Annotated in this window: 10 protein-coding genes and 4 pseudogenes; 11 read left to right on the top strand and 3 right to left on the bottom strand. The window is 73.0% G+C overall.

What is annotated here, in order from left to right:
- The first annotated feature begins 3 nt into the window (after nt 1-3).
- From IE242_RS22150 to IE242_RS22130, 5 genes are all read left to right on the top strand, one after another.
- On the top strand, nt 4-261 hold the full coding sequence (locus IE242_RS22150) for a HypC/HybG/HupF family hydrogenase formation chaperone (protein WP_189862173.1): 258 nt from the start codon (nt 4-6) through the stop codon (nt 259-261).
- Nucleotides 262-377: 116 nt separating this feature from the next.
- Nucleotides 378-3,077, top strand: a complete 2,700-nt coding sequence (locus tag IE242_RS22145) for a bifunctional acetate--CoA ligase family protein/GNAT family N-acetyltransferase (protein WP_189861936.1) — start codon at nt 378-380, stop codon at nt 3,075-3,077.
- 51 nt (nt 3,078-3,128) lie between these two features.
- Nucleotides 3,129-3,860 (top strand): CBS domain-containing protein, encoded by a 732-nt coding sequence (locus IE242_RS22140; RefSeq protein ID WP_189861933.1) that lies wholly within the window; start codon nt 3,129-3,131, stop codon nt 3,858-3,860.
- 25 nt (nt 3,861-3,885) lie between these two features.
- Nucleotides 3,886-4,386, top strand: coding sequence for a flavodoxin domain-containing protein (locus tag IE242_RS22135; RefSeq protein WP_189861931.1), 501 nt, complete (start codon nt 3,886-3,888; stop codon nt 4,384-4,386).
- Nucleotides 4,387-4,452: 66 nt separating this feature from the next.
- Nucleotides 4,453-5,079, top strand: a complete 627-nt coding sequence (locus tag IE242_RS22130; RefSeq protein ID WP_189861929.1) for a CBS domain-containing protein — start codon at nt 4,453-4,455, stop codon at nt 5,077-5,079.
- Nucleotides 5,080-5,137: 58 nt separating this feature from the next.
- Here IE242_RS22130 and IE242_RS22125 read toward each other — a convergent pair.
- Nucleotides 5,138-6,018: pseudogene (locus IE242_RS22125) on the bottom strand (universal stress protein).
- A 248-nt stretch (nt 6,019-6,266) separates the two neighbouring features.
- Here IE242_RS22125 and IE242_RS22120 point away from each other — a divergent pair.
- From IE242_RS22120 to hypE, 6 genes and pseudogenes are all read left to right on the top strand, one after another.
- Nucleotides 6,267-7,457 (top strand): 4Fe-4S dicluster domain-containing protein, encoded by a 1,191-nt coding sequence (locus IE242_RS22120; protein WP_189861927.1) that lies wholly within the window; start codon nt 6,267-6,269, stop codon nt 7,455-7,457.
- Nucleotides 7,454-7,906, top strand: a complete 453-nt coding sequence (locus IE242_RS22115; RefSeq protein WP_189861925.1) for a Crp/Fnr family transcriptional regulator — start codon at nt 7,454-7,456, stop codon at nt 7,904-7,906. Before IE242_RS22120 ends, IE242_RS22115 begins: the two co-directional genes overlap by 4 nt.
- 2 nt (nt 7,907-7,908) lie before the next feature.
- On the top strand, nt 7,909-8,727 hold the full coding sequence (locus IE242_RS22110; RefSeq protein ID WP_189861923.1) for an FAD/NAD(P)-binding protein: 819 nt from the start codon (nt 7,909-7,911) through the stop codon (nt 8,725-8,727).
- Between the two features lies 1 nt (nt 8,728).
- Nucleotides 8,729-9,061, top strand: a pseudogene (locus IE242_RS39240) (NADH-quinone oxidoreductase subunit B family protein); the annotation flags it as partial.
- A pseudogene (locus tag IE242_RS39235) lies at nt 9,003-9,491 on the top strand (HypD family hydrogenase formation protein); the annotation flags it as partial. The pseudogenes IE242_RS39240 and IE242_RS39235, both read left to right, overlap by 59 nt.
- A pseudogene (hypE, locus tag IE242_RS22095) lies at nt 9,488-10,522 on the top strand (hydrogenase expression/formation protein HypE). The pseudogenes IE242_RS39235 and hypE, both read left to right, overlap by 4 nt.
- Before the next feature lie 82 nt (nt 10,523-10,604).
- On the opposite strand, the gene IE242_RS22090 reads toward hypE, so the two are convergent.
- Both IE242_RS22090 and IE242_RS22085 read right to left on the bottom strand, forming a co-directional pair.
- Entirely contained in the window at nt 10,605-10,850 is a 246-nt protein-coding gene (locus IE242_RS22090) for an acyl carrier protein (RefSeq protein WP_189861921.1), read from the bottom strand.
- On the bottom strand, nt 10,847-12,322 hold the full coding sequence (locus tag IE242_RS22085) for a dihydrolipoamide acetyltransferase family protein (RefSeq protein ID WP_189861919.1): 1,476 nt from the start codon (nt 12,320-12,322) through the stop codon (nt 10,847-10,849). The genes IE242_RS22090 and IE242_RS22085 overlap by 4 nt, the downstream gene beginning before the upstream one ends.
- Between the last annotated feature and the right edge of the window lies 1 nt (nt 12,323).

The raw sequence follows: 12,323 nt of genomic DNA, 5'->3' as shown, positions 1-12,323 counted from the left end.
CGTATGTGCCTGGGCATTCCCGGTGAGGTCCTGGAGGTCCACGACGACGCCGGACTGCGCATGGCCACCGTCGACTTCGGGGGCGTACGGCGGGAGGTCTGCCTCGACTACACGCCCGGGGCGGGCGTCGGGACGTACGTCGTCGTGCACGTCGGGTTCGCGATCACCGAGGTCGACGAGGCCGAGGCACAGCGCACGCTCGACGTCCTGCGGGCGATGGCGGACGCCGTCGAGACGGAACTGGGCGAACCACTGCCGTGAGGTCCGGCGTCGGGGCCGTCCGGCCCTGTGCCCTGCCCTACCGGCCTCTCGGGTCCGGAGCTCCCGAAGCGGATGCTGACACTGTCAACCTGCCGACAGCCGACGAAAGGCACGCGATGAGCGCCCTTCCTGCCTCCGGTGACGGCGAGCGGGTGCACGCCCTCCTCACCGACGGCACGACCATGTGCATACGGCCCGCAGGACCGGACGACCAGGAGGCCGTCCTCCGGCTGTACCGGGGTATGTCGGACGCGAACCTGCGCCTACGGTTCTTCACCGTCAGCCGGCGCTCCGGCGAGCAGGCCGCCGCCCGGATCGCCGAGCCCGCGCCCCCCGGCCACCGGGCGCTCGTCGCCACGCACGGCGGCCGGATCATCGGCATCACCGAGTACGAGACGTCCGGGGAGGGCGTCGGCACCGCGGAGATCGCCCTCGCGGTCGACGACGGCTGGCACCACCGCGGAGTGGGCACGCTGCTGCTGGAGCATCTGGTGTCCGCCGCCCGCGCGCACGGCATCAGGGCCTTCACGGCCGACGCGCTCGCCGAGAACCACGAGGTGCTCAAGGTCTTCGCCGACCTGGGCCTGCGGACCGCGCGCCACTTCGAGGGGCCGGAGGTCCACTGCACCATCCCGCTGGAGGAGACGGAGGACTACCTGACGTCCGTCGAAGGGCGCGGGCAGGCCGCGGACCTGGCCAGTCTGACACCGCTGTTGCGGCCCAGGTCCGCGGTCGTCGTCGGGGCGGGCCGCAGGCCGGGCTCGGTGGGCCGGGCGGTGCTGCGCAAGCTGTCCACCGGTGGGTTCACGGGCCGGCTCTTCGCGGTCAACCCGAACGTCTCGACGATCCTGGGCGTGCACGCCTACCCGTCCGTCGGCGCTCTGCCGCTGGTTCCCGATCTCGCGGTGATCGCCGTGCCGGCCGGCGACGTCCCGCAGGTCGCCGAGGAATGCGGGAAGCACGGCGTGCGGGCGCTGCTGGTGGTCTCCGCCGGACTCGATGCCCGGCAGGCCGCGGCTCTCCTGGCGGTCTGCCGCAGCCACGACATGCGGCTGGTCGGGCCCAACTGCCTGGGCCTGGCGAACACCGAGGAGACGGTGCGCCTGGACGCCACCTTCGCCGCCGCCCACCCCGAACCGGGCACCGCGGGAGTCGCCGTGCAGTCCGGCGGGGTCGGCATCGCCCTGCTCGGCGGGCTCGAGCGGCTCGGCATCGGCGTGTCCAGCTTCGTCTCGCTCGGCGACAAGTACGACGTCAGCGGCAACGACCTGCTGCAGTGGTGGGAGTCCGACGGCCGCACCGATCTGGCCCTGCTGCACCTGGAGTCCTTCGGCAACCCGCGCGCGTTCTCCCGTACGGCGCGCCGCGTCACCCGGCGCATGCCGATCCTGACCGTCGACGCCGGCCGCACCGAGGCGGGCCGGCGCGCCGCCGCCTCGCACACCGCGGCCGCCGCCACCACGACCATCACCCGGCGCGCACTGTTCGCCCAGGCCGGGATCACCGCCACGCGCACCGTCCCCGAACTTCTCGAAGCGGCGGCCCTGCTGCACTCCCAGCCGCTGCCCACGGGCGGTCGGGTCGCCGTGGTCACCAACGCCGGCGGTGTCGGCGTGCTCACGGCCGACGCCTGCGCGGAGGCCGGCCTCAGCCTTCCCCCGCTCGCTCCCGGCCTGGTCGACGACCTGCGCGGCGTGCTGCCGCCGGGCGCCTCGCCCGGCAACCCCGTCGACGCGACGGCCGCGGTCTCCGAGGAGCAGCTGCGCGCCTGTGTGGACCGCCTCGCGGCCCATGACGGCATCGACGCGGTACTGGTCACGCTGGTGCCGACCGCGGTCGCCGCGGCGACCGGCGACGTCCTGGTCACAGCCCTGACCCGTGCCCCCGGTCGTCGCTCCCGGACGGTCGCCGCGGTCCTCCTCGACCAGGAGGCGCCCGTACGGCTGCTGCCGTCGGACACCGGCCAGGTGCCCGCCTACGCGGATCCGCAGGCCGCCGCCCGCGCCCTCGGCCACGCCGTCGAGCGCGCCCGCCGGCTCGCCCGGCCGCCCGGCACCGTGCCCGATCTCGACGGCGTCGACACCCCGCGCGCCCATGCAGTCGTCGCCCGCTACCTGGAGCACACCCCGGACGGCGGCTGGCTCGATCCGCGCACCTGCGCCGAGCTCCTCGGCTGCTACGGCATTCCGCAACTGCCGTGGGTCTGGGCGCAGACGGAGGACGAGGCGGTGCTGGCCGCCCAGCGGCTGCGGGGACCCGGCGGGCTGGTCGTCCTCAAGGCGTACTGGCCCGGCCTGATCCACAAGACCATCGAGCACGCGATCCACCTCGACCTGCGCGGCGACGCGCAAGTGCGCGCCGCCTTCCGCGACTTCGACGTCCGCTTCGGCCACCTGATGACCGGTGCGGTGGTGCAGCCGCTCGCCCGGCGCGGCACCGAGTTGCTGGCCGGTGTGGTGCAGGACGAGGTGTTCGGGCCGCTGGTGCTGTTCGGGCTCGGCGGCACGGCCACCGAGGTCCTCGCGGACCAGGCCGCACGGCTGGCCCCACTCACCGACCACGACGTGCACGACCTGGTCACCTCCCCGCGCTGCGCCCCGCTGCTCTTCGGGGGCGACGGCACCGGTCCGGTGGATCTGCCAGGACTGGAGCAACTGCTGCTGCGTCTGTCCCAAATGGCGAGCGATCTGCCGCAGCTCGCGGAGGCCGACCTCAACCCGGTACTCGCCCGGCCCGAGAGCGTCACCACGCTCGACGCACGGGTCCGGCTGCTCCCTCGCCGGGCCCACGACCCCTATCTGCGCAGGCTCCGCTGAGCCCGCCCGGCTCCGCGTACTCCTGGCACTGCCGAGGAAAGGCAGAAGGCGATGAAACACAGCAAGGTCGGCACGGTCATGACGAGCGACGTCGTCCGCGTCGCCTACGGCACGCCGTTCAAGGAGGTGGCCCGGCTGCTCGCCGAGCACCGGATCAGCGGCCTGCCGGTGGTGGACGACGACGAGCAGGTCATCGGAGTGATCTCCGAGACCGACCTGATGGTCCGGCAGGCCGAGGCGGCCGGCCCTCCCGGGTCCCGTCGCCGCCTCCGCCGGCTGCGGATGACCTCGGATGCCCGGACCCGCCGTGCCAAGGCGCGGGCCCGGACGGCCGGACAGCTCATGTCCCACCCGGCCGTCACCGTCCACAGCGACGCGACCATCGCCGAGGCGGCCCGCGCCATGGCACACCACCGGGTGGAACGGCTGCCCGTCGTGGACGAGGAGGAGCGACTCGTCGGCATCGTCACCCGCCGTGACCTGCTCCAGGTCTTCCTGCGCCCCGACGCCGAGATCCGGAAGGCGATCGTGGACGAGGTGCTGGTACAGGCCCTGTGGCTGACGCCGCGGGCCGTCGGCGTGGACGTGCACGAAGGCGTGGTGACGCTGACCGGCCGGCTGGAGCGGCGCAGCGACGTCACCGCGGCCGTGCACATGTGCCGCGAGACGGACGGCGTGGTCGCGGTCGTCGACCACCTCACGTACCGCTTCGACGACTCCCGTCTGCGGCCCGAGGAACCGCACGTGCACGGCGTCACCGACGACTGGCTGCGCAAGCTGTGAGTGTGAGTGAGGAGGTGCGTCGGTCATGACGGGAACGGTCCTGATCGCCTACGGATCGAAGTACGGATCGACCGCGGACATCGCGCAACGCATCGCGGAAGTGCTGACCAAGGAGGGAATGACCGTGGACGTCCGCTCGGCGGCGGACGTCACCGACCTCGGCCGGTACGACGCGGTGGTCCTCGGAGCCGGTCTGTACGCCGGCCGCTGGCACCGCGACGCCCGCCGTTTCGCCCACCGGAACCGCCGAGCCCTGGCACGGCGTCCGGTGTGGCTTTTCAGCAGTGGGCCGCTGGACGCCTCCGCGTCCGAACGGGACATCCCGCCGGCACCCGGTGTCCGGCGCCTCGCCCGCCGCATCGGGGCGCGCGGCCATGTCACCTTCGGCGGACGCCTGGAGGGAGACGTCGAGGGGCGCGTGGCCCGCATGATCATCAAGTCCGGCAAGGGCGGCGACTTCCGTGACTTCGAGCAGATCGCCGCCTGGGCGACGACGGTGGCCCAGGACCTGATGAGCGACCCCTGACCGGTGCCCGACACACCCGCCCCCCCCCGAGACCCGCAGGTCGTCCATATACCTGGGGAGACCGTGATGCCTGACGCTCCGCGCATCGTGAGCGATGTGATGTCCCACAACGTCATCGCCGTCGGCCGTAACGCCCGCTTCAAGGAGATCGTGCAGCTGATCAACCAGTGGAAAGTGAGCGCTCTGCCGGTCCTGGCGGGCGAGGGCCGGGTGATCGGAGTGGTCTCGGAAGCGGATCTGCTGCTGAAGGAGGAACTACGGGACGCCGCAGGAGAGACGGACGGACGGACCGAACGGTCCAAGGCAGCCGCGTTGACCGCGGGGGAACTGATGAGCACTCCGGCCGTCACGGTGCATGCGGACGCCACGATCGCCGAGGCGGCCCGCATCATGGCGCGCCGCCGCGTCAAGCGGCTGCCGGTCGTCGACTCCGTGGGCATACTCGAAGGCGTGGTCAGCCGCAGTGATCTCCTCAAGGTGTTCCTGCGCCCGGACGAGGAGATCGCCGACGAGATCCGCCGCACCGTCGTCGCCCCGATACCGGCCGCCTCGCAGGTGACCGTCAGCGTGACCGAGGGAGTGGTGACCCTGGGCGGCGCGTTCCCCGACAGGACACTGGTGCCGTTGCTGGCACGGGCGGTGCGCGCGGTGGAGGGCGTCGTCGACACCCGCATCCGGCTGACACGCCCCTGACGTCCGGCGGGCCGCGCCGGGCCGCCCGGCACCCCTGGGACAGCACGGCCCGTGAGACTCAGATCCGTTGGGGCACGATCACCACCGGGCACTGGGCGTGGTGCAGCAGCGTGTGTCCCACGCGGCCCAGCTGAAGGCCGTAGTGGCGGTGCCTGCGCCGGGCCCCGATGATCACAAGGTCCGCTGCGGCGGTACGGTGCCGCAGCACCTTGCGCGCTGGTCCTTCGGCCGTGCTGCGATGCACTCGGACCTGGGGATGGTCGGCCACCGCGTCATGGAGCAGGATGTCGAGGTGGGCGGACGCCTGCTGTTCGTGCTGGTGAGCCGGTTCTCCGGCCAGCAGGGGGTGATCAGCGGTCTCGTGCGCGGGACAGCGCCAGGCGCGTACGACGTCGAGGGTGCACGCGCGCGCCTCGGCCTCGCGGAAGGCGAAGCGCACCGCGTCACCGCTCGTCTCGACCTCCCCCGCGCCGAGCGTGATGCGTTCATGCGTACCGGCCAGGCCGGCCTTGTCGCCACGGACCACGAACACCGGGCAGTGGGCACGGGCTGCCACGGCCAGGCCGACCGAGCCGAGCAGCAGCCCTTTCAGCTCTCCGCGGCCGCGGGATCCGGTGACCAGAGCCGAGGCGTTGTCGGCTTCGCGCAGCAGGGCGGAGACCGCTTCCTCCGCCAGTACCTCGCCGGTCACCTTCACCTCCGGATTGCACCGTCGGGCGCGCTCCGTCGCCGATCCGACGATGTTCTCCATCATCACGCGCTGAGGTGGACGCTCGAGGCTTCCTGGCGATGCGATTCCTTCATAGCGTTCCCACCTGGAGGCGTACACCAGCCGCAGCGGCCATCCCATCCCCTCCGGGCGGCCTCGTCCACCGCCCAGTCGACCGCCACGAGACTGGAATCCGATCCGTCGACGCCCACGACCAGGGGCAGCTCCATCGTCCCCACCGCCTTCCGTCGGGCTGCTGCGCGCCGCGCAGCGGAGGACTCCACCCTCACCGTCGCACCCCTCACCGGGCGGGACGAGGGTCGATCAGGCCCTCGTGGGTGACTTCCGGCCCATATTCGTCAGCACCGGAATCGATGGGCACCCGTGGGACGCCGAGCCGGGGCCTGATGGCCCATGGCCTCCGCGCCGGTGACAGCCGATGCTGGTATCAGCGCCCTCACGGCATGTGGAGGGAACCATGGCAGGAAGCACCGTGACCGCCGTCCTGGACCGGAACGGACTCGACGCACTGGTCGAGGAACTGACCGCACAGGGCCGTACGGTCGTCGGCCCGACCGTACGGGACGGTGCCGTGGTGCTGGCGGAGCTGGCCTCGGCCGACCAGTTGCCCTGGGGATGGCGGACCCGGGTGGAGGCCGGCCGCTACCGCCTCGTTCCCCGGGACAACGGCGCGGTCTTCGCCCACACCGCGGGCCCCCAGTCGTGGAAGGCGTTCCTGCACCCGCAGCGCGAGAAGCTCTGGAGCGCCGACCGCGGGCCCGACGGATCCCTGTCGATCGTCGAGGAGCGTGCCGATCCGGCCTCGTACGCCTTCCTCGGGGTGCGTCCCTGCGATCTGCGCGCCATCGCCGTACAGGACCGGGTCCTGACCGGCGGCCGTTTCGAGAACAGCGGTTACGCGGCGCGCCGCACGGGGGCCTTCCTGATCGCCGCCGAGTGCACCGAGCCGGGCGCGACCTGCTTCTGCGTGTCCATGGACAGCGGCCCGGCCGCCGACACGGGCTTCGACCTGGCGCTGACCGAGGTCGTGGACGATGCGGGTCACCGCTTCTTCGCCCGTGCCGGCAGCGCGGCCGGCACGAAGGTGCTGTCCGGTCTGCCGCACCGTCCGCCCGATCCGGGCACGGAGGCGGCGGCGCACGACGCGGTCGAGGCCGCCCGGGACCGTATGGGCCGCGCCATGCCACCGGTGAGCCTGCGCGACCTCATGGGCGAGAGCCTGGAGGCGAGCCGCTGGGACGATGTCGCCGCCCGCTGTCTGACCTGCGGCAACTGCACCATGGTGTGCCCCACCTGCTTCTGCACCACCACCGAGGACGTCACCGACCTCACCGGCGACCACGCCGAGCGGTGGCAGCGCTGGGACTCCTGCTTCGACCTCGACTTCTCGCACCTCCACGGCGGCCCGGTGCGCGCCACGCCGCGCAGCCGCTACCGGCAGTGGCTCACCCACAAGCTGTCCACCTGGTACGAGCAGTTCGGCAGCTCCGGCTGCGTGGGCTGCGGACGCTGCATCACCTGGTGCCCGGTCGGCATCGACATCACGGAGGAGGCCGCGGCCCTGCACGACGAACTGGCCGCCCGGCTGCGGCAGGACGAACAGAACGACGAGGGCGGCGGGGACGACCGGAAGGAGCCGGAGCGATGACCTCCACCACCACCCTGGCCGCGGCCCTCCCGGCGGAGCACCGGGCCCGGCTGATGCGGCAGGCCCGCGAGGTCTCCTTCCCGGCGGGCACCCGCCTGTTCGAGGAGGGCCGGCGCGCCGACCGGTTCTGGATCGTGCGGACCGGGACGGTCGTCCTCGACGTGCACGTCCCCGGCCGCCGGGCGCCCGTCGTCGAGTCCCTGGGCCACGGCGAACTCGTCGGCTGGTCCTGGCACTTCACGCCGTACGTGTGGCAGCTGGGCGCCGAGGCCACGAGTCCGGTTCGGGCCTGGGAGTTCGACGCGGCAGAGGTGCGGGACTTGTGCGCCGCCGACGCGGAGTTCGGCCGCGCCGTCGCCACCTGGGTCGGCCGCGTGGTCGCCCACCGGCTGCACGCGACCCGGATCCGGTTGCTCGACCTGTACGCTCCCTACGGCAGCGGCAGCTAGCCATGACCGATGTGCCCCTGCCGTACCGGGTGATCCGGGTGAACCGCGAGACGGCCGACACGGTGACCCTCGTCCTCGCGCCGACGGGCCCGGCGACGCTGGCGCCGTTCGCTCCCGGTCAGTTCGCCATGGTGTACGCCTTCGGGGTCGGTGAGATCCCCGTCTCGGTGTCCCGCATCGACCGCCACGCGCTCCGTCACACGATCCGCTCGGTCGGCGCGGTGTCGGCCGCGCTGTGCGCTCTCCGGCCGGGGAGCCGGGTCGGGCTGCGCGGGCCCTTCGGCACCGGCTGGGAGCTCGGCCGGGCGGCCGGGCAGGACCTCCTGGTCGTCGCGGGCGGCATCGGCCTGGCCCCGCTGCGGCCGTTGGTGCTGGACGCGCTCGCCGCCCGGCACCGCTACGGGCGGCTGAACCTGCTGGTCGGCGCCCGGTCCCCCGGCGACCTGCTCTACGCCCAGCAACTCCGCTTCTGGACGGCGCATCGCGGTCTGCGGCACTGCGCGGTGACCGTCGACCGCTCCGCCGACGGCTGGTGGGGCCACGTGGGCCTGGTCACCACGCTGCTGAACCACGCCGAATTCGCGCCGGACAGCACCACGGCGTATCTCTGCGGTCCCGAGGTGATGATCCGGGCGACCGCCCGCGACCTGGTGCACCGCGGACTGTCCGCACAGCACATCCGGGTCTCGCTGGAGCGCAACATGCGCTGCGCCACCGGCCACTGCGGCCACTGCCAGCTCGGCGGTGTCCTGCTGTGCCGCGACGGTCCGGTGATCGGCTGGGACCGGGCCGACCCCCTGTTGTCCGTGAGGGAGTTGTGACATGGACCGCCCCACGCTCGCGGTGTTCAAGCTGGCGTCCTGCGACGGCTGCCAGCTCACCCTGCTGGACTGCGAGGACGCGCTCCTGGCCCTCGCCGGACGGATCGAGATCGCCCACTTCATGGAGGCCTCCAGCACCGTCACGCCCGGCCCGTACGATCTCGCGCTCGTCGAGGGATCGGTCACCACACCGGCCGACGCGGAACGCGTCCGGGAGATCCGCGCGCAGTCCCGCTTCCTGGTCACCATCGGCGCCTGCGCCACCTCCGGGGGCACCGACCGCCGCCCGATGGCGGGTGCCGGTCGTGGTCACCGGGTTCGAGCCGCTCGACCTGCTGGAGGGCATCCTCATGGCGGTGACACAACTGGAGCGGGGCCGCTTCGAGGTCGAGAACCAGTACGTGCGCGCGGTACGCCGGCAGGGCAACACCGAGGCGCAGGACGCGGTCCGCACGGTCTTCCGGGTCACCGACCGGGCCTGGCGTGGTCTCGGGACGCTGCCCGCCGGCGGCCTGGAACTCACCGAAGCGTACGAGCGGTTCGACGCCGCGCACCGCTTCGACGTGGGCGGCCTGCGTCCCGCCGAGGACCCCGAGTGCATCGCCGGCGCCGTCCTCACCGGCGCCCGGCTGCCCACCGACTGCACGGCCTACGGCACCCGCTGCACCCCCCGCCGACCGCTCGGCGCGCCGATGGTCTCCGCCGAGGGCACCTGCGCCGCCTTCCATGCCGCCGGCCGCACGAAGGAGGCCTCACTGCCATGACGATGGAATGCCCGGCTCCTCATCACGAGGACGGGTGTCGTCCTCCTGGGCCACGGTGCCGGAGGGCGCCTGACCGCCGAACTCCTCGAGACCTTGGTCCTGCCGTCCCTGGCCGGCCAGGAGGGCCCACTGGAGGACGCCGCGCTGCTGCCCGGCCATCCCGACCTGGTGGTCAGCACCGACAGCTTCGTCGTCCACCCGCTGTTCTTCCCCGGCGGGGACATCGGCTCCCTGGCGGTGCACGGCACGGTCAACGACCTCGCGATGCGCGGCGCCTGGCCACTGGCCCTGTCCGTCGCCCTCATCGTCGAGGAGGGCCTGCCCCTGCCGGAACTCCGCTCGGTCCTCCAGTCTCTGGGCAAGGCCGCACGCGAGGCCGAAGTGCCCGTGATCACCGGTGACACCAAGGTCGTGGAGCGGGGCGCGGTGGACAAGGTGTTCGTCAACACCACGGGCATAGGGCGGCGGCACCCGGCGCTGCGTCTGTCCGCCGCCCTTGCCCGCCCGGGGGATGCCGTCCTGCTCTCCGGCCCGATCGGGCTGCACGGCATCACCGTGCTGTCCACGCGTGAGGGACTCGGCTTCAACACCGGCATCGCCTCCGACAGCCGTCCCCTGCACCGTCTCGTCCACGCCCTGGCCCCCTCGGCGCACACGTCCACACGTTGCGCGACCCGGCCCGTGGCGGCCTCACCGCGGCGCTCAACGAGATCGCCCGCGATGCGCGTACCGCCGTCGAGATCGACGAGAGCGCCCTGCCCGTGCCCGAGGCGGTCGCCTCCGCCTGCGACCTGCTCGGCCTCGATCCCCTGACCGTCGCCAACGAGGGCTGCCTGGTCGCCTTCGTCGGCTCCGCTGCGGCGGACCGGGCGCTGTCCGCCCTGCGCACGCTGCCCGAGGGACGGAGCGCGGCACGCATCGGAGAGGTACTGCCGCAGGGGCCCGGCGGCCGGGTGACCGTGCGCACCCTGGTCGGTGCCCGACGCGTGGTGGACATGCCGTTGGGGGAACAGCTTCCGCGTATCTGCTGATCCATCCGGCCGCTTCCGGTCACTTTCTCATTCGTGCTCACTCGGTCACTCGGTCACTCACTGTCGGCACATCATGCCGCTCTCAGACGGCACGCTCGGCGACGAGGCGGGCGCTGCCGTCGAGAGTGACGAGACGGGGATAGTCGTCCTCGTCCAGGCGGCAGCCGCCGAGTTCGGCGAGGGTCTCCACGAACTGCAGGAAGTCGAGTGAGTCGAGTTCCAGACGGTCGCGGAACTTGTCCGTCGGCCCGAGGGCCGTGAAGTCGGCGTCCGGCACGATCCGGGTGAGTGATGTCTTGACCAGGTCCAGTGCCTGTTCGTACGTCATAGCTCCTCCGGGTGCTGCAGCAGGCGGTTCAGCGTGGTGAGGTAGCGGGCGCCCACGGCGCCGTCCGAGGCGCGGTGGTCCGCGGCGAGGGTGGCGGTGACCATGGGGCGCACGCCCAGCAGGCCGTTCACCGCACACGGGCGGTCGGTGACCGCGCCGAACCCGACCAGGGCCACCTGAGGCGGATGGATCACCCCGAAGACCGTCTCGACGCCCTGCTCCCCGAGGCTGGTGACGGTGAGCGTGGCGCCGGTCAGCTCGCTGCCGCGCAGCCGTCCCGTGCGGGCACGGACCGCGAGGTCCTTCAGGGCCGCCATGAGCGCGGGAAGTCCGAGGGTGTCGGCACCGTGGAGCACCGGGGTGAGCAGACCGCCGCCGCGGAGGGAGACGGCCACCCCGAGGTGGACACCGTCGCCTGGCTCGAAGTGGCCGTCGGTCCAGAAGCCGTTCAGCTCGGGGACCTGGCGGGCGGCGAGGGCCGCGGCCTTCAGCAGCGGTGCCGCGGGCAGCAGGCGCTCGGCGACGGGGCAGGCGTTGTTGTGGGTGTGCAGCCAGGTCAGTGCCGTGTCCAGGTCGACGGTGGTGGAGAGGTAGTAGTGCGGGATCTCCCGCTTGGAGCGGGCCATCAGGGCGGCGATGGCCTTGCGCATGGCCGCGGTCCGGTCCTCGGCGGCAGATGTCGGGGACGCCGTCGCGGGCCGGGTGCGGAAGGGCTCCGGCCTCGGCAGCGCCGCGTGTGCCGCGGCGGCCGGTGCCCGGGTCGGCGAGGGCGGGGCCGCTGCCGCGGGTGGGCCGGGCGCGGGCAGGACCGTAGGACCGGTACGCGCAGCCGTGCGTACGTCCGCGGCGCGTACGGCGCCGAGTTCGCCGCTGCCTCGCACCTGGGCGAGGTCCACGTGCAGTTCGCCGGCCAGGCGGCGGGCGTACGGCGTGGCCCGTACCCGCGGGTGTGTCACGGTGGCCCGCTCGACGTCGCGGCGGGTGACGCGCCCGCCGCGTCCGGTGCCCCGTATCCCGGCCAGGTCGAGGTGCTTCTGTTCGGCGAGGTGCCGCACCAGCGGCCCGACCACGACGGCCTCGCGGGGCGGCGCGGTGCCCACGGGCAGCGGCCGGTGGGCGGGCGCCGGCTCGGCAGGCGGCTGCCGTCCGTCCGCCTCCGGTGCGCCGGAGACCCCCGCCTTCGTACCCGTCTCCGCCACCGCAACCGGTGCCGATGCCGGTGCCAGCGCCGGCGCGACGCCCGTCTCGATGACGGCGAGCGACGTCCCCACCGGCACCCGTGTGCCCGGCTCCACCAGGAGCCGGCCCACCGTCCCGTCCTCGAAGCACTCGACCTCGATGGCGGCCTTGTCCGTCTCGACGACGGCGATCGCATCCCCCTTGCGCACCTGATCGCCGACCGCCACGAGCCACTCCTGCAGCAGGCCCTCGTCCATGTCGGCGCCCAGGGACGGCATCGTGAACTCGGCCATC

This window comes from Streptomyces poonensis, from assembly GCF_014650915.1.
Classification (GTDB): domain Bacteria; phylum Actinomycetota; class Actinomycetes; order Streptomycetales; family Streptomycetaceae; genus Streptomyces; species Streptomyces poonensis.
This window is presented reverse-complemented; position numbering and strand designations above follow the sequence as displayed.

Excerpts from the sequence above, each read along its gene's own strand:
- IE242_RS22150 (WP_189862173.1), top strand. The coding sequence starts at position 4 with ATGTGCCTGGGCATTCCCGGTGAGGTCCTGGAGGTCCACGACGACGCC.
- IE242_RS22145 (WP_189861936.1), top strand. The coding sequence starts at position 378 with ATGAGCGCCCTTCCTGCCTCCGGTGACGGCGAGCGGGTGCACGCCCTC.
- IE242_RS22140 (WP_189861933.1), top strand. The coding sequence starts at position 3,129 with ATGAAACACAGCAAGGTCGGCACGGTCATGACGAGCGACGTCGTCCGC.
- IE242_RS22110 (WP_189861923.1), top strand. The coding sequence starts at position 7,909 with ATGACCGATGTGCCCCTGCCGTACCGGGTGATCCGGGTGAACCGCGAG.
- IE242_RS22115 (WP_189861925.1), top strand. The coding sequence starts at position 7,454 with ATGACCTCCACCACCACCCTGGCCGCGGCCCTCCCGGCGGAGCACCGG.
- IE242_RS22130 (WP_189861929.1), top strand. The coding sequence starts at position 4,453 with ATGCCTGACGCTCCGCGCATCGTGAGCGATGTGATGTCCCACAACGTC.
- IE242_RS22120 (WP_189861927.1), top strand. The coding sequence starts at position 6,267 with ATGGCAGGAAGCACCGTGACCGCCGTCCTGGACCGGAACGGACTCGAC.
- IE242_RS22135 (WP_189861931.1), top strand. The coding sequence starts at position 3,886 with ATGACGGGAACGGTCCTGATCGCCTACGGATCGAAGTACGGATCGACC.
- IE242_RS22085 (WP_189861919.1), bottom strand. The coding sequence starts at position 12,322 with ATGGCCGAGTTCACGATGCCGTCCCTGGGCGCCGACATGGACGAGGGC.
- IE242_RS22090 (WP_189861921.1), bottom strand. The coding sequence starts at position 10,850 with ATGACGTACGAACAGGCACTGGACCTGGTCAAGACATCACTCACCCGG.